The 17,904-nt window shown below is 58.6% G+C and carries 11 protein-coding genes, 3 pseudogenes and 1 riboswitch; of the genes and pseudogenes, 6 read left to right on the forward strand and 8 right to left on the reverse strand.

The genetic code is table 11. From position 1 onward, the window contains the following. Window positions 1-71: 71 nt before the first annotated feature. Together VGO04_RS28450 and VGO04_RS28455 are read right to left on the reverse strand one after the other, a co-directional pair. Window positions 72-1,043 (reverse strand): glycosyltransferase family 2 protein, encoded by a 972-nt coding sequence (locus VGO04_RS28450; RefSeq protein ID WP_327499321.1) that lies wholly within the window; start codon window positions 1,041-1,043, stop codon window positions 72-74. Then, window positions 1,036-2,037, reverse strand: a complete 1,002-nt coding sequence (locus VGO04_RS28455; RefSeq protein WP_327499322.1) for a glycosyltransferase — start codon at window positions 2,035-2,037, stop codon at window positions 1,036-1,038. Before VGO04_RS28455 ends, VGO04_RS28450 begins: the two co-directional genes overlap by 8 nt. A gap of 830 nt (window positions 2,038-2,867) precedes the next feature. Between VGO04_RS28455 and VGO04_RS28460 the strand changes: the two are divergent. The 4 genes and pseudogenes from VGO04_RS28460 to VGO04_RS28475 all read left to right on the forward strand — a co-directional run. Continuing rightward, window positions 2,868-3,068 (forward strand): annotated as a pseudogene (locus VGO04_RS28460) (LysR family transcriptional regulator); the annotation flags it as partial. Window positions 3,069-3,171: 103 nt separating this feature from the next. Then, window positions 3,172-3,847: pseudogene (locus VGO04_RS28465) on the forward strand (transposase). 1,139 nt (window positions 3,848-4,986) lie between these two features. Then, window positions 4,987-7,178 (forward strand): annotated as a pseudogene (gene traA / locus VGO04_RS28470) (Ti-type conjugative transfer relaxase TraA); the annotation flags it as partial. Window positions 7,179-7,247: 69 nt separating this feature from the next. Continuing rightward, on the forward strand, window positions 7,248-8,207 hold the full coding sequence (locus VGO04_RS28475) for a BID domain-containing protein (RefSeq protein WP_349256603.1): 960 nt from the start codon (window positions 7,248-7,250) through the stop codon (window positions 8,205-8,207). A 545-nt stretch (window positions 8,208-8,752) separates the two neighbouring features. Here VGO04_RS28475 and VGO04_RS28480 read toward each other — a convergent pair. Further along, on the reverse strand, window positions 8,753-8,992 hold the full coding sequence (locus tag VGO04_RS28480) for a helix-turn-helix transcriptional regulator (protein WP_327499323.1): 240 nt from the start codon (window positions 8,990-8,992) through the stop codon (window positions 8,753-8,755). 209 nt (window positions 8,993-9,201) lie between these two features. Here VGO04_RS28480 and VGO04_RS28485 point away from each other — a divergent pair, with 209 nt between their 5' ends. After that, window positions 9,202-10,092: a LysR family transcriptional regulator gene (locus VGO04_RS28485; protein WP_327499324.1), complete on the forward strand. Its 891-nt coding sequence runs from the start codon at window positions 9,202-9,204 to the stop codon at window positions 10,090-10,092. Window positions 10,093-10,453: 361 nt separating this feature from the next. Further along, window positions 10,454-10,555: riboswitch (TPP riboswitch) on the forward strand. Between the two features lie 119 nt (window positions 10,556-10,674). Further along, complete coding sequence (gene thiD, locus VGO04_RS28490) at window positions 10,675-11,511, forward strand: bifunctional hydroxymethylpyrimidine kinase/phosphomethylpyrimidine kinase (protein ID WP_327499325.1); 837 nt, start codon at window positions 10,675-10,677, stop codon at window positions 11,509-11,511. A 67-nt stretch (window positions 11,512-11,578) separates the two neighbouring features. Here thiD and VGO04_RS28495 read toward each other — a convergent pair whose 3' ends face one another. The 5 genes from VGO04_RS28495 to VGO04_RS28515 are packed head-to-tail and all read right to left on the reverse strand — an operon-like array spanning window position 11,579 to window position 17,885. Then, window positions 11,579-12,880: a glycosyltransferase family 4 protein gene (locus tag VGO04_RS28495; RefSeq protein ID WP_327499326.1), complete on the reverse strand. Its 1,302-nt coding sequence runs from the start codon at window positions 12,878-12,880 to the stop codon at window positions 11,579-11,581. Beyond that, window positions 12,877-15,102 carry a hypothetical protein gene (locus tag VGO04_RS28500; RefSeq protein ID WP_327499327.1) on the reverse strand — a complete coding sequence of 742 codons (2,226 nt, stop codon included), beginning with the start codon at window positions 15,100-15,102 and terminating at the stop codon, window positions 12,877-12,879. The genes VGO04_RS28495 and VGO04_RS28500 overlap by 4 nt, the downstream gene beginning before the upstream one ends. Before the next feature lie 8 nt (window positions 15,103-15,110). Further along, entirely contained in the window at window positions 15,111-15,845 is a 735-nt protein-coding gene (locus VGO04_RS28505) for a hypothetical protein (protein WP_327499328.1), read from the reverse strand. A 10-nt stretch (window positions 15,846-15,855) separates the two neighbouring features. Further along, a complete protein-coding gene (locus VGO04_RS28510) occupies window positions 15,856-17,118 on the reverse strand; it encodes a glycosyltransferase family 4 protein (protein WP_327499329.1) in 1,263 nt (420 codons plus the stop codon). Continuing rightward, window positions 17,115-17,885, reverse strand: a complete 771-nt coding sequence (locus VGO04_RS28515; protein WP_414650622.1) for a class I SAM-dependent methyltransferase — start codon at window positions 17,883-17,885, stop codon at window positions 17,115-17,117. Before VGO04_RS28515 ends, VGO04_RS28510 begins: the two co-directional genes overlap by 4 nt. Between the last annotated feature and the right edge of the window lie 19 nt (window positions 17,886-17,904).

The following is a 17,904-nucleotide window of genomic DNA, read 5'->3' on the forward strand; positions in this document are numbered from 1 at the left end:
GATGCCAAGCCGCCGTCCGGGTCTGGTAGGGTTCATGCATAACTTAAGTTATAGCGTAGCGCCGAAATCAGTTAAGTTCTAAACAACCGTCGATCAAGCGACAATCGAGTTGAGAGCGATCTCGGTAGCTTCTCATGATTCGCGCCTAGGCAGTGACCGACAACAAGAGCTGCCCGTTGGCCGGCTCGCCGGAATCGATCGCCGACCGTTACGACGCCGAACGATTCATCAACCTCTTGTCTGAACGCTTCAAATGAGAATCTGACTATCTTTGCGAGCGCTTCAATGGGGCTTGGGGAAAGTTTGTAGCCGAAGTATTTATGGAAATTGCGAGACTCGTCGAAGGCCCTACGTAGCTGTTCAGAGTAACTGTAGTCATGGGAGTGGAAAACTACAGCATCGGGCGCATACGCCTTCTTGTAGCCGGCTTGAATTATATGCTGTGCCCAAAGCTGATCCTCAGCAAAATCGACATCGGGATAGGGGAAATCATTCCAGACCGACTTACGCATTATTGAATTATTGTCAGAATAGAAATGCAATAGTTGCCGCCAACCTTCGTCAGTTTCGTATCTTAGTGCTTCAAGTTCGCGGTAAACGATGAGAGGGTTTCGCTGAATGCTCTGGAAATGTAACTCTAAGTCTCTTTTGGTGAATGGTGACGCGGTTTCATAAGCAACATGACGTCCAAATGCACCGGCAATATCCGGATTTTGTTCTAGTGCCGCCACTAGGTTGCGAAGCCAGGCTGCATCAACGGGTTCGGCGTCGTGAGTAAGAAACGCTACCAGGTCTGCATCCGCGGCGGCAATGCCAAGATTCCTGGTTCTACCATGGCCAAATTCATGCGGCTCGATCTCAATAAGCCGGATGCCAGATTGATCACGAAGAAACTCTTTCGTTCCGTCACTCGAACCAGAGTCGATCACAATAATCTCATAGGACCACGGAACTTGCTGAGCGAGGGCTTTCTCTATAACCTTGGGTAGAGTGGCCATCGCGTTCTTGGCTGGAATTACTATGGCGCAACGATGCTTAGCCATCACAGCCCCCTTGTTGAATGGCGTAAGCAACGCGATCCTTTATTGCGGATTCAACTAGGCGCGCAGAGCGCTCCCAAGAAAAATTGTTCACGTATGCGATACCTTCCTGACTCAATCGGTCGCGTTCGTGTGGTTGCTCGAGGAGCCGCTTGATTTGTGTGGCGATACCTTCTGGTGTTGGGGGAGCGAATGCCATCGTAGTAGCCGGGAAGATGGACCTGACGCAATCTAGATCTAGGTCAATGACTGGCAATCCGCATGCCATCATCTCTTTGTTAACGAGTGAGTGATTTGTTGCAGAAAAGACCACGCCTATCGTGGCCGTCTGATAGAGGCGCGCCAACTCGTCGCTCGTTAGAACACCATGATCTCGATATGGGAAGTCGACGTTGAGCTTACCTAGCTTCCAACCGAAGAAGTCGACTTCGAAGTCAACGCCTTGCTTTTGAAGTATTGCAAGAGCCATGAATGCCAGTTCGACTGCGCGGCGAGGCGTCACGTAGCGCGCATACAGCGCGATGCGGTTGCTATGACGCTTGTTCAGAGCTGCGCCGGGATGGTAAACCCCAGCGTCATATGCCAACGGCCAAGACATCGACCATCTGCCGAACTGTTCCGTCATGCGCTGGTGAAGCCAATCACCAGCGCAGAGACAATCGAAATCGTAGTGATAGGTTGCTTCGGTCAAGAGCGCTTCAGCACCTGCCGGATAGAAGGCCGTTTCATAGTCTTGAACAAAGTAGAATTTACGCGTGAATCCTTGCATTGCGTTCACGGGATAGCATGTAAAGCGATCTGTTGCGATCAAAGCGTCGCCAATAGCGTCGGGGGTGCGATCTTTGAAGAATTCGACAGTTCCCGAAAACGGCTGGAAATACTTGTTTATTGTTGCCAACGCCGCTGCTCCCGACTTATGGATGCTCGGATTTTGGACCAGAAAGCTTACTTCATGACCAAAGCGCTCAAGATAGCTCGCTATACGAAAAATGGTCATGTGCCCACCGGCGCCGGGCGTGAAGTCGGGAATCACCCAGGTTATGCGCAGCCTAGATAGGTTGGTGCTTGCTGTGGGGGGGCGGCCGCCAGAGGGTTCATAGGCTATCAGTCTCTCAAGATGAGCGACGCGCCGTTCAATAGGGCTTTTATAAGGCTTCCCCGGTGACAAAATACGCGCCACTCGTCGCGCAACCGCGAAAAAAGACACTTCGACCTCCTTGCAGCCGTTTTCTTAGTAGTTCTAGCGATTGGCCCGAACTAGCTGCCATGCCTTTGTCCGCAACGCATTATTCTGGAATGAGAGCAGATTGACGCCCGCCGCACACTCAAGTTGCCTTTGCCGTGACCTTGCCAATCGTGTCAAGTCCACACCATAATTTGTCGAGCAGAAAGTGTTGGACACGAACCCTATTTGGGCCGTTGGAACACACGTTTTCTTGGATTCGTTTTCTGCTTGCTCTTGAGCAAACTAGGTCGGTCGTTTCACTAGGGAGCTTCGGCGCCCACTTTTCAGTGGCTTGATGTCGGACGCGTTTTTCGGAGGCGACTTACTAACTCTGAAACGTCGCGTTTACGGGCCAAAGCGAGTTTCTCCAGAGTGACGACCGTCGGATTCTTGCTGCCCCGTTCCAAGTGGCCTGCATAGGATCCCGGCTACAAGAGCCAGATCGTTCTGCGAAAGTTGTCCCGCTACCCTTAACCGTCGGAGATTTAGCGCCACCCGTTGTCGTACGTCCATGAGCAGACAACACCATTTGGCAGCCTATAAAACCACGCACTATAAAACTATGATTGCGATCGAGGCGCATGCAGGGGACCCGGGACGGCATGGAATTACGCCAAATCTCCTACTTTGTTGCGGTGGCAGAGGAGCTCCATTTCAATCGGGTAGCGGCATGGATGTGTATCGCCCAGCCGGCGTTGAGATCGCACATCCAGGCACTGGAGAAGGAACTGGGTATTCGGCTGCTTGAGCGGTCGACCCGGAGGGTAGAACTGACCCGGGCAGATGGGGTATTCGGCTCGAGGCTGAACCTCCGCTTTGAATAGGTAGAGGAGGGTGCTGCACCCCGAGCGATGATAGGCGTGGTCATGTTCTACAACAGCCACAAGCATCGGAAAGGAGTGCAGCATGAAACACTATAGCGGCCTGGCGTAAGGGTCAAAGAAACGGCGGTCTGCATCGTTGATGAGGCAGGGCGTGTCTGTCGGGAAATTAAAGTCGTCAGCCACCCGGAGGACTTAATCGCCGTTCTACAGGAGACGATGTGGAATTTTGAACGAGTTGGCCTGGAGCCAGGGCCACTATCGCTGTGGCTGTTTGAGGGGCTCGCCAAAGCCGGCCATTGGCGACATCGCTGATATCAAGGAAATCGTAGGGCCCCTGCTATCGGCACGCGCGAAGCTCAAGCTAGAGTTCTCTCGACCGCATGGGAAGGTTCTGGACATCGCGCGCAACGACGCGACATGCCGACGGTTCATGACGGTTCCAGGAGTAGGACCGATTGTGGCTGTTGCCTTCAAGCACCATCGACATCCCTCAAATGTTCAAGAACTCAAAGTCAGTCGGCGCGGTCCTGGGGCTAACTCCGCATTTGAATGAATCCGGAGAGAGCAAACGGATCGGCGGCATCTCCTGTTTTTTGTCCATCAAGGCTTGGGCGATGAGCGTGGCAAAGAGGCGAAGTCGGGCCAAGGCGATTACTGCGCTGGCCCGCAGGTTGGCCGTAGTTATGCATCGCATGTGGAGCAACAACGCACCGTTCAACTGGACTCGAGAAGAGCTGCCGAGCGCATCACACGGGTAAGCCAGGCAGCCTTCATCAAGCGGTTCCGCGGAAAGCGGAGTGATGTCCCTCGCAGGACGGCAGATGAAGCAAGTTCGCACCTCCCCTGGTATCGATCGTCTCAGCGATTAGAACGCTGCGGGCAAAGTGAACTGCTTCATTCTTCTGACCCCATGTAGAGAGAGCGGAAACAGCTGATCCCGGAGATAAGCGAGATCCTGCGATGAGATCAGTATGCCAAAGGACGCGGCACTTGACGCCAGCACGCCGAATAGAGAAGAGAAGGTGTGTTCTATGATCGGCCGTACGGATCATCGCGACGTCGGGCTCTCGATGGACGTGGCGCGCTCGGTGGCAGGCAAGGCGGCAGCGCTCGAGAAAGATAGAGACGGTCTATCCCGCAACCATAGGGGTGCTGCCTGTTTTTCTATCGCGTATCGGCCGGAAGTTTCCGGATGTCGCTTTGCACGCGACATCATCCGCGGACTGGACACGGCCAGATCAATCCTGGATTCATCAGTCCGGTCGAAAGAAATCGGTTCCTTGCGACGAAGGATCTGTCGAACGGTGGTTTCGAGCTTCAGCCTGTGCGGGGGTCGATCTGAAGATCGGGCTTGGTGTAGCCTCGGGCAAAGAGGACGCAACGGTGTCGAGGACAATATCATCGACATTGCTCGGTCGCTGGCGCGGCCCGACCGGTAGGATAGGCCACTGTTCGTTTTTGCCGTCTTCGCTTGCCAATCATCCCGCCGCACGCAGTCTCCCACTTCGTCGGCATCCACTCGCGTTCGATTGTGAACCAGCGCGATATAGGTGGGATTCGTTCGGCCTGACTTCAGTGGATTCAGCCCATTAAACCTATCCCAGACCGTTGATCCGCCAAATCGCTCACCCGCAAAATTGGTGAGCACTTCTGTCCCTTTCGTAATGGGTATGGAACACAGACATTTATTGGCACTTCCGGCACGCGCTCGGCAGGGCCGGACACGCACGTAAGGTTCCACTCCTTAAGCAGTCGTATGGCGCCATCCGGAACCCGCGGAATTCGCACCGAGCCGGGAGGAAGTGTCTTGGTCAGTCCCCATTTTGACGTCAACGTGATCAGTCGTGGAAAAGGAAAAAGCGCCCTACTTTCAGCGGCGTACAAAGATCGAGCAACGATGTACTTCGAGCGCGAAGCCACAACGGCGAAGTATTCGGAGAAGCGTGATCTTTTGCACGAGGAATTTGCCATTCCCGTCGGTGGGCCGGAGTGGTTGCAGTCGATTGTGGTTGGCACCTCGGCTACAAGTGCATCGGAAGCATTCTGGAACCGCGTTGAGAATTTCGAGGAGCGACTGGACGCACAGCTTGCCAGGGATGTGATGCTTGCACTTCCAATCGAGCTTACGAGCGATCAGAACATTGCATTGGTGCGCGAGTTCGTCGAGCAACATGTCTTGGCGAACGGCATGGTGGCTGATTGGGTCTACCACAACACTCCTGGAAATCCTCATGTTCATCTTATGATGACTTTCCGACCACTCACCGTCGCTGGTTTCGGACTGAAGGAAATGAAGGTAGTTTCCGCCGATGGGACGCCGCGGCGCAGGTCCAACGGCAGAATCGCGTATCGCAACTGGGTGGGCGACTTGCGGAATTCAATGCCTTTCGCGACGGCTGGTTTGCCTGCCAAAATCGTCATCTGGCGCTTGCTGGTCCCGATCTCCGGATTGATGGAAGGTCATTCGCGCGACAGGGCATCGACCTTGAGCCAAGCATACGCTTTAGCGCTGAAACGAAGGCAATTGAGCGCAGGATAGAGAGCGAAACGACATCGGCCCTGCGAAAACCGAAGTCGATTGAATTGCAAGAGGCGCGACGCGCACAAAATGCCCGCCGCATTCAGCAGCGGCCGGAAATAGTACTTGACCTAATCGTTAGCCAAAAAAGCGTTTTCGATGAACGCGACATCGCGAACGTTCTTCATCGGTACACCGGCGATGAGAGGGTGTTTGCCCAACTCATGGCCCGTATCCTCCAATCCCCCGAGATCTTGCGAATCGACCGCGAGCGATTAGATGTTGGGACCAGTACTCGTACCCCGGCCAAGTACACGACGCGGAAACTGATCCGTCTGGAAGCAGAAATGGCTGAACGTGCTGCTTGGTTGGCGCGTCAATCAACCTACCGCGTCCGTAAAGAACCGGCGCGCGCTATGTCGCGTGTCGCGACTGTCCACAGAGCAAGAGGCAGCAGTTGCCAACGTTACAGGGGCGGGCGACTGGCGGCGGTTGTTGGCCGGGCGGGCGCCGGCAAGACCACAATGATGAAAGTTGCGCGGGGCGTCTGGGAGGCATCCGGGTATCAAGTGGTCGGAGGTGCGCTCGCCGGCAAGGCTGCCGAAGGATTGGAGAAGGATGCGGGGATTGCTGCCGCAACCCTCTCTTCTTGGGAGCGTCGTTGGGCAGAGGGACGCACCACCCTCAACAACAGATCAATTTTCGTTCTTGATGAGGCGGGCATGGTCTCGTCGCGGCAGATGGCATCTCTAATTGAGACCGTTGTGAAGACGGGCGCGAAGCTCGTCTTGATTGGCGATCCGGACCAACTCCAGCCAATCGAGGCGGGTGCACCATTCCGCGCAATTGTGGGACGCATCGGTTACTCTGAACTAGACGTCATATACCGCCAACGCCAAGACTGGATGCGATCGGCGTCATTGGCTCTTGCTCGCGGACAAGTGGGGGATGCGATCCGTGCCTACGAAGCCCACGACAGGATCGTTAGTACTGCGCTGAAAGCCGAAGCAGTCGAAGCGCTAATCACCGATTGGAATAGAGACTACGATCCAACAAAGACCTCGTTAATTCTAGCTCATTTGCGTCGCGATGTTCGGTCATTAAACGAGAAGGCGCGTGCTAAACTGGTCGAGCGTGGAATGGTTGGAAAAGGGCTTCCCTTTTCTGCGCAAGAGGGAGCGCGCCACTTCGCGCCGGGCGACCAAGTTGTTTTTCTGAAAAATGACCGAATGCTAAACGTCAAGAACGGAATGATCGGTCGTGTGGTCGAAGCTAACTTTAATCGGATTGTGGTGGAGGTTGGTGATCGCGGCCTTCTCCGTCCTGTGACTGTGGAGAGCCGAACATACCCGAACGTAGATCTTGGGTATGCTACCACGATACATAAAAGTCAGGGCACAACGGTCGATAATGTAAAGCTACTGGCTTCACTCTCACTCGATCGACATCTCGCTTATGTCGGTATGACGAGACACCGCGAAGAGTTAGCGATCTACTACGGGCGGCGCTCGTTCGAAAACGCTGGTGGGCTGGTTTCAGTATTGGCACGCGCGAACACAAAGGAATCAACGCTCGACTACACGGATCGCTCCCTCTACCGGCATGCCTTGCGGTTTGCAGAGATTCGAGGTTTGCACCTCATGGCAGTGGCACGCACGCTGGTTTGTAATCGTCTCGAATGGACTGTCCGACAGAAGCAGCGGCTGAGCGAGCTTGTTCAGAGGTTGACGACGGTTTGCGAACGCTCCTGGCTCGGCACAGCTGCCGTGCAAATGAAGCATTCCGACGCAGTCGACGTCGAGGTTCCGATGCTCGCCGGGATCAAGACCTTTTCTAGGACCGTCACCGAGACTATCGAGGAGAGGCTTACGTCCAATGAGAGTCTGAAGCGCCAATGGGAGGACGTTAGTTTGCGTTTCTGCCTTGTCTATGCTGATCCGCAGTTGGCCCTAAAGGCGATTGATGTCGAGGCTATGCTCAAAAACGAGGACGTGGCAGGCGCAACTCTTGCCAAGATTGAGCTTAGTCCGGGGACGTTCGGTGCCATTAACGGAAAGAGTGGACTACTTGCTTGGCGAACTGACAAACAGGACCGCGTCCGCGCGCATGCAAACGTGCCCGCTCTTTCGCGGAACCTCTCGTTTTATATTCGGCTTCGCCGCCAGACAGAGGAAAGGTACCTAGCGGAGGAGCAGAAACTGCGAACGAAGCTCGCGATCGACATCCCGGCGCTTTCATTCCAGGCGAGGCAGGTTCTGACAGAGGCACGAGACGCGATTGGTCGCAAGGATGTGCAAAATGCTATCCACGTTGTTTATGCCGACAGCGAGGTGAAGGGCGAGCTTGAACGCTTCTCGAAGGCCGTGGCCGAGAGGTTTGGTGAGCGCACTTTTCTGGCAATCACGGCCAGGGACGCCCATGGAGCGGCTTTCAACGAAGTAGCAGTTGGGATGGCTGCAGTCCAAAGGCAAGATTTGCGGGCGGCCTGGAGCTTCTTGCGGGCAATTCAACAAGTTGCTGCCCATGACCAATTAACCCTCTCGTTGGCGCAAGCAGCGTCTCTACGGCAAACGAAGAGCCGAAAGTTGTCACCCAGATGACGAAACGTGCGTGGTGAACGGATATGGCGTAGGGCCGGCCAAACAGCTATCGCGTCTCTATTCTCAATCACACAGTCGTTCCGTCTCTCGTCGCACTAAAGGATCTGTGACGTAGTACCAATGGGTTACCCATCATATGATTGGCATCGCTCCCCGGGGCGGTGGAAGCCACCGGGTGAGCTCGCAATCGGCTACAAGGATGTCTTCCATCAGTCCAGCAATGCTGAAGCGTCAGTCGCGGTCGTGATGCGCGCCATGGACAAGGAGGGTGTCAGCCGCGATCGCGGCGAAGGGGTTCTGCCCATAAAGGACTCGGAGGATTTCGGGCGTCGCGGCCGGGTGGCGCCAGCAGGATGTTCTTCCAGCGGGCCCGCGAGGACCATGCGCGTCGGCACAATCCCGACTACGATCTTCCGGGTGCTCTGATAGGCATCGGCGCGTGCGTCATTTTGCGGGTGATCCGCAACGAAACGGAATGAGGGGCGGGGGCCCCTCGTGCGCCGCCGATTATGACCGCACTCGGAGCGCCGCTTTGTAGGTTGCGACTAATCTTTGGCTCTGTGCAAGAAGAGGCGTGCGCCAGTATAGTCGCCGTTCGTGATTTCGACATCGTGCGCCGCGAACGCGGCCTTGATCTTTGCTTTTGTCGACTCTGTTGCGGATCCAGTGGATTCAAAGCGATGCACAGTTGAAAATGCGATACCTGCCTTGTCCGCTAGGTCGCGAACGGACCATTTGAGGATGGCCCGAGCAGCTCGGTTAGCTTCGGGGGTCAGGTCAGCCATTAGCGGTTCCTAAAACGAATACAAGTGTAGCGAAATCGCTTGACGCTCGGGGCGGAAGCAACTACGACTACAGGTGTAGGCGACGTGCGGCGATTCTTCCAGCCGCGCGTGGGACTGTGCGTCAACTTTTCATCACTAGTCAACTTTTGGCGGCCGGCGAGAATGCTGGTCAGTGCGTCATTTTGCGCCGATGTAAAGGCACTATATCTATGGAACTGCGCCAACTCTCCTTCTTCGTTGCGGTGGCTGAGGAGTTGCACTTCAATCGAGCGGCGGCTCGGATGTGCATTGCCCAGCCGGCACTGAGTGCGCACATCCAGGCACTGGAGAAGGAACTCGGTGTACGGCTGCTCGAGCGGTCAACCCGCCGGGTCGAGCTGACGCGCGCAGGGGAAGTGTTCTACGAACGAGCAGTCCGGATCATTGGTGATGTTGGGCTATCGATGGATGTGGCACGGTCTGCTGCCGGCAAGGCAGCGAGGACGGTCAAGATCGGAACCGTGTACCCGGCGACCATTAGCGTCCTGCCAAGGTTTCTCTCTCGGATCGGCCGGAAGTTTCCCGATGTCGCTCTGCATGTGACGAGCGGCTCGACCAGCGACATCATCCGCTCTATAGAGAACGGCAAGATCAATCTCGGCTTCATCCGTCCGGTCGAAAACATCGGGTCCTTGCGATTCTTCTCGATCGCGCATGAGCGCTATCTGCTGGCCGTCGAGAAGACGAGCCGACTGGCTCTACGAAGCGAGATCGACATCGATGACCTCCGCTCCGAGAAGATCATCGCCTTTTCCCGTGAGAACCTTTCCTATTCCGAGCGCTATTTCTCCGAGATGTTCGAGACCCATGGTCTGACCGGAAACATCGCCTATAGCTGTGATGATACTTTCTCGCTGGTGTCGCTCGTTTCCGCCGGCCTCGGCATCGGCTTTGCGCCGGAATGGACGAAGGACCTGCCGAACCGAGGTTTCGAGCTCAAGCCCGTGCGCGGCGTCGATCTCAAGATCGGGCTTGGTGTCGCCTGGAACAAGGAGGATCCGACGGCGTCTCGCGACGATATCATCGACATTGCCCGGTCGCTGGCGCGACCAGGCAGGTGATTTCCATCCTCCTAATTATCCATTCCCGTGGCCGAGGGCCTCATAGCGAACTCGGGCTCCGTCCGGCTTGCGCGTGCTTTGCCTTCTATGGCACCGTCAAGATCCTCAAAAAGAGTACCGACGCATTTCCATGGAGTTTATGTTGCATCCGACTCAGGCTAAGCGCGGCTGACCGGTTTCGGACATAAGCGCGTACGCTTGCGGTTTGCACTGTGGGCCGAGGTCTCTCTACACTCTTCCGGCAACAGGGCCTTCTTTGTGTTTTTGACAGCTAAGGTTTTCTCCCCAAATTGCGCATAGCGGGAGTACCCGAGTCCTTAACTCCGCCGGTTGACATCTCCCGTCATCCGCCCCTAGCATCTCTCTCGCCGAGGGGCGCACTGACAGTGCTGAGATGGCGATGAGCCAGACCCTTGAACCTGATCCGGATCATACCGGCGTAGGAACGGCAAGGGGCCATCTCCTCATAAGCCGTCTTTACAGCCTTTGGCCGGGTCTCCGTCAGTTTTTTTGGGAGATCGCTTTGCTGCTGGCTGTCTTTGCCTCAATCCGAAATGGCTTACGTCTCATGCAGGTGGGTCGATGACCGCGATTGCTGTCACCATAGCAGGCTCGGATTCTGGCGGCGGGGCGGGCATCCAGGCGGATCTGAAGACGTTCTCGGCGCTGGGTGTCTATGGGGCGAGCGTGGTCACCGCGGTCACGGCGCAGAATACCCGTGGGGTATCTGCTGTCGAGGATATTTCCCCGGCCGTCGTTGCAGCTCAGATCGATGCCGTGTTTTCGGACCTCGCTGTCGGCTCCGTGAAAATCGGCATGGTGTCGCGACGGGAGACGATTGGGGTAGTTGCGGCCGGTCTGAGGCGCTACGACAAGCTGGCTGTCGTCGATCCGGTGATGGTTGCAACCTCAGGCGATCATCTGATGCGCTCGGATGCGATCGCGACGCTCAAGGAGGAGTTGCTGCCGCTCGCGCTTGTGCTGACGCCGAACCTGCCGGAGGCGGCGCTGTTGACGGGACGTGCGATCGCCGAAAACGAGACTGAGATCTCGCGCCAAGCCGAGATGCTTCTGAAACTCGGTGCGCGTTCGGTGCTCATGAAGGGCGGGCACGCCAGAGGCAGGGACGCGATCGACATTCTCTATAGCGATATGGGCGTGCTGCACCTTTCGCGGCCGCGGATAGAGACCAGGAACGATCACGGCACCGGATGCACCCTCTCGGCTGCAATCGCCGCAGGGCTTGCCAAGGGTGAGCCGATTGCGGGTGCGGTCATAGCCGCCAAAACCTATCTTCATGACGCGCTGGTCGCGGCGGATGATCTGACCATCGGGCAGGGGCGGGGGCCGGTGCATCATTTTCATCATTGGTGGGGCAGCAACCGCGAGCATAACGCAGTGCCTTCGAACGACGCTTGAGCCGGGGCGCCATCTCGGCCGGCTGCCTCGATCTGGCTGAGCAGTGTGACATGGCGTTCGTTGCACCTTACGCCACCGCCGCACTCGGCATAGACGGCTGCTCCTCCTTGAGCAGCTTTCGATACAGCGCGACATGCTCCCTTGCACAATCGAGGTGGCTCATCGGCCGCCGCATCGTGGCGCGCAGGTTGTCCCAGGCCCGCGGGGTCTTCAGCACATCGACCAGCCGATCGGCGAGATCCTGGGCGCTGCCGGCGCGGAAGTGGTGGCCGTCGAGGCGGTCGCGGACTTTTTCGGCCATGCCGCCGATGTCGGAGCAGAGGATCGGGCGGCCGTGGTGGAGCGCCTCCTGGATGACGATCGGGGAGTTTTCCCACCAGACAGACGGCATGATCACCCAGTCGACCGAGCGCATCAGCCGCGGCATGTCCTGATTCTGGTAGGAACCGTAGAAGCGGACACGGCGTCCGGCGTCCTCGATCAGTTTCGCCATGCGATCCTGATAGTCCTTTGGCTGGCGTTCAAGGTTGCCGCCAAAAATCATGAGGTTCGAATCGTCGCCCCAGACGTCGTCGGGCACCCGCGACACCGCGTCGATCAGGACATGCACGCCCTTGAACGGCGTCATCTGCCCGAAATAGGCGAAGCGATTGCGCCGCGCATTTGGTGCCTGAAGTTCGCGCGCCGGCGCCTTGTCGCCAAGCACGATACCGTTCTCGACGACGAAAATCTTCTCCGCCTCGATCCCCCATTCGACGTAACGATTGGCGAGAAAAGCGCTCGGCGCGATGAAGGCGTCGGCAAGGTTGAGCATGCCGCGCACGAACTGTTCGCGGCGCACGAAGCGTGACACGGGGATTTCCGGAAAACACGTGTGACAATTGGTCGGCGAGGCGCCGTTGCAAAGCTGGCCCGAGGGTCGCTTCACCATCTGTCCGTGATTGTGGCAGATCGGCAGATATTCGTGGTACGTGACGACGATGCGGGCTTTCGGCAGGGCGTCGCGCACGGCGTAGAGTGCCTCCAGGCCGAAGCCGAGAATGTGGTGGAAGTGGACGATGTCGGGTCGGATGTCGCCGACAAAGCGCAACAGGTCGCGCCGGATTGCATCCGTATCGCCGTTGGAGAGGAAAAAGTGATCAAAATCCTCGGCGTGATAGAGCACTTCGTCGGTCGCAAGCCGCAGGCTCATCAGTGCCGAGGCGCCGTGACGGGGAACGGGATTGCCGACGCGGGCGAGATAGACCGATTCGATGCCGGCCTGCGTGTTGAGGGCTTTGTGCAGACCGTGCGAAGCAATTTCTGCCCCACCAAGCGAGTGGGTCGGGTGGCCGTGCGACACCACGAGAACGCGAAGTTTTTCAGTCATGCGGAAGCCTCCTCGACCAGCGCGATGTCGGTTTCGGTGGCGGACGTCCAGTGGGCGCGAAAGAGGGTCCGGTCGACGCGGTCCACGAACCTTGCGGTGGCCGCTGAACCCGCTACGGCAGCCTCGTCCGATCCCACCATCTGCAGGGAGGGCAGCCAGTGCGCCTCGTACCCCTTGCGGCTTAACCGGAGCGCGAGATCCAATCCCTTGAGTGCAGAGCCGAGATAGCTCGGCGCTGGGCCCAGGTCCTGCACCAGCGCCTCACGCGGCATGATGCAGCAGTCGAGTGAAGCGGCCGCGACGCGCGTCAGTTTCAGCCGGCTGACGGCGCCGACCGGGTAACCGGCATAGCGGCTCGACTGGAGCATATCCGGGCGATCGAGCGATGTACTGCCAGCCCAACGGATCGAGTGATCCTCGTAGGCGAGCGTCGGGGAGATGATACTTCCCCTGTTGTCCTCGTAGGCGGCAACCAGCGTTTGGTACCACCCGGGATTGGCCGGTGTCAGCGACGCCGAGAGGAGGATGACGACGTCACTGTCCATGGTCCTGGCCGCCGCCTGCGCCAAGTCGGCGACACCGCCGGCACCGTCGACGGATACGAGACGCAGCGGCAGGCGGTAGAATTCGGCAAGCTGGCGGATCTGTGCGGCGTGCCTGCGGAACCGTTCTGGAGAAAGGGCAAGCGCGATCGGCGCGCGGCGCGTATGCGGATCAAGGGCAAGAAGGCCTAACAGGGGCGCAAAGTCGTCTTCGGCGTCGTCTGCGAGAAGAAGGAGTGCAGGGCCGTGTGCCTGGTCGAACGGACCTGTGTCCAGGACGGTCTCGATGGACGGAGCGCCAGAGCGTGCAACGTTGAGAAAAGGAACGATCTGCCGGTCGATAATGTCGGGCAGGGCCCAGCTTGTCGGATCGATAGAATTGAGCAGCCGCAGGGCTGCCATGCGCGGCGGCAACCTCACCGGAAAGAGCGGCATGTGGGCCCGACGACCTTCGCGCAACGTCACTTCGAGATGAACGGAAGCCGCCGGATCAGTGCCGAGCGTCGGCACGAAGCCGATGAAGCCGTGCGATCGACGATGGCCCGAAATTGCGTTTCTGAACTCCGGCCGGTCAACGAAGGCGTCTTCGACATCCAGCCGTTCGGTTCGCGTCCACTCGACGTCCAGTCGTGCTTCATTGCGCGACCGGCGCAGGCGGACACTTTCGACGTGCCCTTCAGGATCGAGCAGCCAACCGGAAATCAGCATGCCACCGCCATCGCCCTGGTAGAGGGCATCCACACCCAGACGCACGGGGACCGGCAGGCTGGAGATCGTCTCCGTGCCGTCGAAGTCGTTGGCGGCCTCGCGCAACCGCAGCAGCACTTGGGGAGAGCTCTGGCTTTGAAGCAGAAGCGCGCGGATGTGGCCCGGGGTTTCAAGCGGACCGACGATCAATTTGCGTTCGTGGATTGCCGCATACCGCCAGGCACCGCGGCCGCGATAATAGAAGCCCTTGATGTCCCGCAGGCGTGGCAGGTCGTTGGCGCTCAACATGCCGACAAATCCGGCGGCTCCATCTGGAGCGTCATTTCTTGGAAAGACGGCGATCGAACACTCGGCAAAGGATGCGACCTCTGCCTTGACGATTACCCTGCAATTGCCGGCGGGCATGTCTTGCGCCCATCCCTTGAGCGCAATGGCGCCGTCGTGGCTTTCGCCGAGCAACTCGATGTAGCCGTCCGTGGCGGTTCCGGATTTCAGCAGCGACAAGATCACGTCAACCCGCGCGTCGTTGGCGAGCTGGTTCATCAGCAGATCGATCAGACGACCTAAGACATGAACCGCCTGCGGACCGGCAAGCTCCTTCAGCATCGCAACGATTTCGCTGGACTTGCCGGCGCGTGGCGCGACGACGTAGCGTTTGCCGTTGCCCTGCGCCCCGAAACGGACCGTCGCAGGAACGCGCGCCGTGTCGTCGGCGGAAATCAGTGCGGCAAAGCCGTGCGTTGCAGAAGACTGCGGCAAGGCCAGTCGCCAGCTGACGATCGATGCGACCATCTCGCGCGACGGGTCTTCGTCCATCTCCACGGGTGCCTGATCCGGCATCGGTCCGCCTGCGCCGATCGCGATCATCAGGCCGTCGTCAAGCGGACATACGACGACCCGTCCGCCCCGCGTGATCCTGGCAAGCGGCGTGGGAGTGGAAACAGGCGACAGAACGAGTTCCGAATTGGCCATGAGCCGCCTCAGGTTCGCAGGAAAAGGGAGAGCATCGCGCCGGCGGCAAAGCCAGCAAGCACGAAGAGAAGCAGGAAGGCCGGCTTCAGATCGCCGTTCGAGCGTTGCTTGAGCGCGTTGAGGCTCTTTTCCATGCCGGCGACCACGCCATCAAGCCGCATCAGGTGAACGTCGAGGTCGGTCAGGCGCTGGGTGATCTCCGCGCGCAGACTGGCGACATCTTCGCTGATCGCGACGAGACCCGGCGCTTCGACGTCCTCGCTACCGTCGTCGAGCTTCTGCTTGATTGCGGAGCGCTGGGAGACCTGAAGCTGGCGCTGCGCTGCCATCAGCACGTCGAGCTTGTCGAGCACTTTGGCAAGGGGCGCTGCGATCAGCGCTTCGGCCGCTTGTTCGTCGGGTTTGGGAACGCGCAGCGGCAGCTCGGCGCCCTTGTCCGTCGCTGCCATGACGACAAGTTCGCCGGCGCGGGCGCTCGCCATTTCCGGCAGTGCAATCTCGAAGGCGTGGTTGCCATCGCCGATGCCATTGCGCTTGAGGTCCGGCCGGTTACGGTCGGCCAGCGCCTCGCCAATCACCTTGCCGTCGAGAAGCACGCGGATGGCGAGCCGTTTTTCAGGGGTTTCCGGATCGAATGCCCAGCCGAAGACGCGGCCCTGGTCGATTGCGTCCACCCGGCCCTTCAAAGGCTTGGAATTGTTCTGTTCCGGCGCGACGTCCGGCTTATCGGCTACTGCAGACATGGTCTTCCCTCTAGGCCGCGGCGGTTTCTTGGGGCTCGATCGCGTCGATGACAGCGAGATAGCGCCGGGCAGTGGTGTCGATATCGTCGGGTTTGCGGGCGCTTGCCGAAAGGCGGCGCCTGAGATCCGGGTTTTCGGCGATGCGGCGCATGGCGGCGGCGAGCGCGCGCGGGTCATTCGGCGCGACGGTCAAGCCGTTCGCTCCGTCTTGAACCATCTCGGCCATGCCGCCAATGTTGCTGGTGATCACCGGTTTCTTCTGGGCTTGAGCTTCGCCGATGACGAGCGGCGCATTCTCCCACCAGATGGAAGGTACGATCGTGCAGTCGACCGCAGCAATGAGCTCGGCGATATCCTCGCGGCGGTAGGCGCCGCGCTGCTGGACTGTCGGCGCCGTCTTCTTGAACAGCCGTGCGATGTCATCCTTGAACGTGTCGCTCTGGAAAGGTGCTGCGCCATGAACCCTGAGTTCAAAACGCAGGCCCTCGTCGATCAGCTGCCGGGCGGCTTCAAGCAGAACGGTCGTTCCCTTCCAGGGATTGAGATTGCCGAAGTAGCCGAAGACCGGACGGTCGTTTTCCTGCCGGTCCTTTCTGTTCGGGGTTTCGCGTCGCGGCAGGCCGTTGGGAATGACGTCGATCTCATCCGCATTGAGCCCCCAGTCGATATACCGCTGCCGGAGGAACTGGCTCGGCGAGACGAAGCGATCCACGGTCCGAAGCAGCGCCTTCAAATGCTGCTCACGCAGCACGAAGCGATCAAGCGGGATATCCTTGAAGCAGCCATGGCAGCGGTCGGGGGATGATGTGTGGCAGAGTTCCTTGCCGCTGGTGCGCACCATCAGCCCGTCATGATGGCACAGAGGATAGTAGTCGTGCAGCGTCATCACGATCCGACAGTCCGGCAAGGTCCGGCGCACGATGTGCGGAAACTCGGCGCCAAGCAGCAGCAGATGGTGGATGTGCACGACGTCAGGGCGAAAATCTTGCAAGAGTTCGGTGAGGTCAGGCACGACGCCATAAAGGTCGATCTGGCTCATGAAGAAGCGGTCGAAGTGGCCCGACCACAGCAAGACCTCGTCGCCAGCCGATCCGATCGCCTGGAAGCTCGTGCCCGGACGCACCTGGCGATGGGTCTGGTTGGTGGCGCCGAGGAAGAGCACCTCGTGGCCGGCGCGCTGGTAAGCGCGGAAGAGGTCGTGCGCAAAAATCTCCGTGCCCCCCGGATGGAGGGCCGGATGATTATGCGCTGCGACCAGAATGCGCTTCGTCATGCGCCAGCACCCCGGCGCTCGGCGACGAAGACGTCCTGATAGTGGCCGGCAGCCTGTCCACGCCAGTGCCCGAGCGATTTCAGCACGGTCATGAAGCCAGCGCGCTCCAGTGCCCGATCGAGAAACCCGTCGTCGAAACCGACGGCTGCAAGCGGCGGAAGGCCCGGCACAAACCAGCAGGGGCCGTCGCCGCTGCGATTGAAGGCCAGGCGCGCATCCCTTGCGCCGGATTCGTTCCTGGCTGCCACTTGATCAACCACGAAGGCCGTCATGAAGAGCCGTCCGCCGGGCTTCAACATCCTACTGATTTCGCTGAGATAAACGAGCACTTCGTCGGGCGGCAGATGCGTGACGATCGAGGTCATGATTGCAAAATCGAACTGCCGGTCGGGATAGGGCAGTCTCAGCGCCTTGCCGTTGATCTTGCCGTCGGGATTGTAGAGTTCGTTGGCAATGTCCACGTGCTGGAAGGCAAAATTCGGATAGACCCGCGTGACCGCTTGTCGGCACCAGGCGATGCCGCTCTCAACCGGGTCTATTCCGACATAATAGCCGCGCTCGGTGTCGAGGTATTGCGTCAGCGGAACGGCCATTCGGCCAATGCCGCTCCCGATATCGAGCACGCGGCTTGCCGGCTGCAAGCCACCCATCCGGATGAAATGGCCGAGAAATTCCGCACCGACCGCCCTGTAGCTGCCGTCCCCGACAAACACGCTGTTGCTGTCGGGTTGGGGCAAAAAGCGATTGGCAAGCACCGTCTGAAGCATGCCCTCGATGCGATCTTCG

It is taken from the genome of Ensifer sp. (assembly GCF_035999185.1).
Classification (GTDB): Bacteria; Pseudomonadota; Alphaproteobacteria; order Rhizobiales; family Rhizobiaceae; genus Ensifer.

What these genes read in the sequence shown, in the direction of transcription:
- VGO04_RS28450 (WP_327499321.1), bottom strand. Translation starts at nt 1,043, where the DNA reads ATGGCTAAGCATCGTTGCGCCATAGTAATTCCAGCCAAGAACGCGATG.
- VGO04_RS28455 (WP_327499322.1), bottom strand. Translation starts at nt 2,037, where the DNA reads ATGACCATTTTTCGTATAGCGAGCTATCTTGAGCGCTTTGGTCATGAA.
- VGO04_RS28475 (WP_349256603.1), top strand. Translation starts at nt 7,248, where the DNA reads ATGGCAGTGGCACGCACGCTGGTTTGTAATCGTCTCGAATGGACTGTC.
- VGO04_RS28480 (WP_327499323.1), bottom strand. Translation starts at nt 8,992, where the DNA reads ATGGCTGACCTGACCCCCGAAGCTAACCGAGCTGCTCGGGCCATCCTC.
- VGO04_RS28485 (WP_327499324.1), top strand. Translation starts at nt 9,202, where the DNA reads ATGGAACTGCGCCAACTCTCCTTCTTCGTTGCGGTGGCTGAGGAGTTG.
- thiD (WP_327499325.1), top strand. Translation starts at nt 10,675, where the DNA reads ATGACCGCGATTGCTGTCACCATAGCAGGCTCGGATTCTGGCGGCGGG.
- VGO04_RS28495 (WP_327499326.1), bottom strand. Translation starts at nt 12,880, where the DNA reads ATGACTGAAAAACTTCGCGTTCTCGTGGTGTCGCACGGCCACCCGACC.
- VGO04_RS28500 (WP_327499327.1), bottom strand. Translation starts at nt 15,102, where the DNA reads ATGGCCAATTCGGAACTCGTTCTGTCGCCTGTTTCCACTCCCACGCCG.
- VGO04_RS28505 (WP_327499328.1), bottom strand. Translation starts at nt 15,845, where the DNA reads ATGTCTGCAGTAGCCGATAAGCCGGACGTCGCGCCGGAACAGAACAAT.
- VGO04_RS28510 (WP_327499329.1), bottom strand. Translation starts at nt 17,118, where the DNA reads ATGACGAAGCGCATTCTGGTCGCAGCGCATAATCATCCGGCCCTCCAT.
- VGO04_RS28515 (WP_414650622.1), bottom strand. Translation starts at nt 17,885, where the DNA reads ATGCTTCAGACGGTGCTTGCCAATCGCTTTTTGCCCCAACCCGACAGC.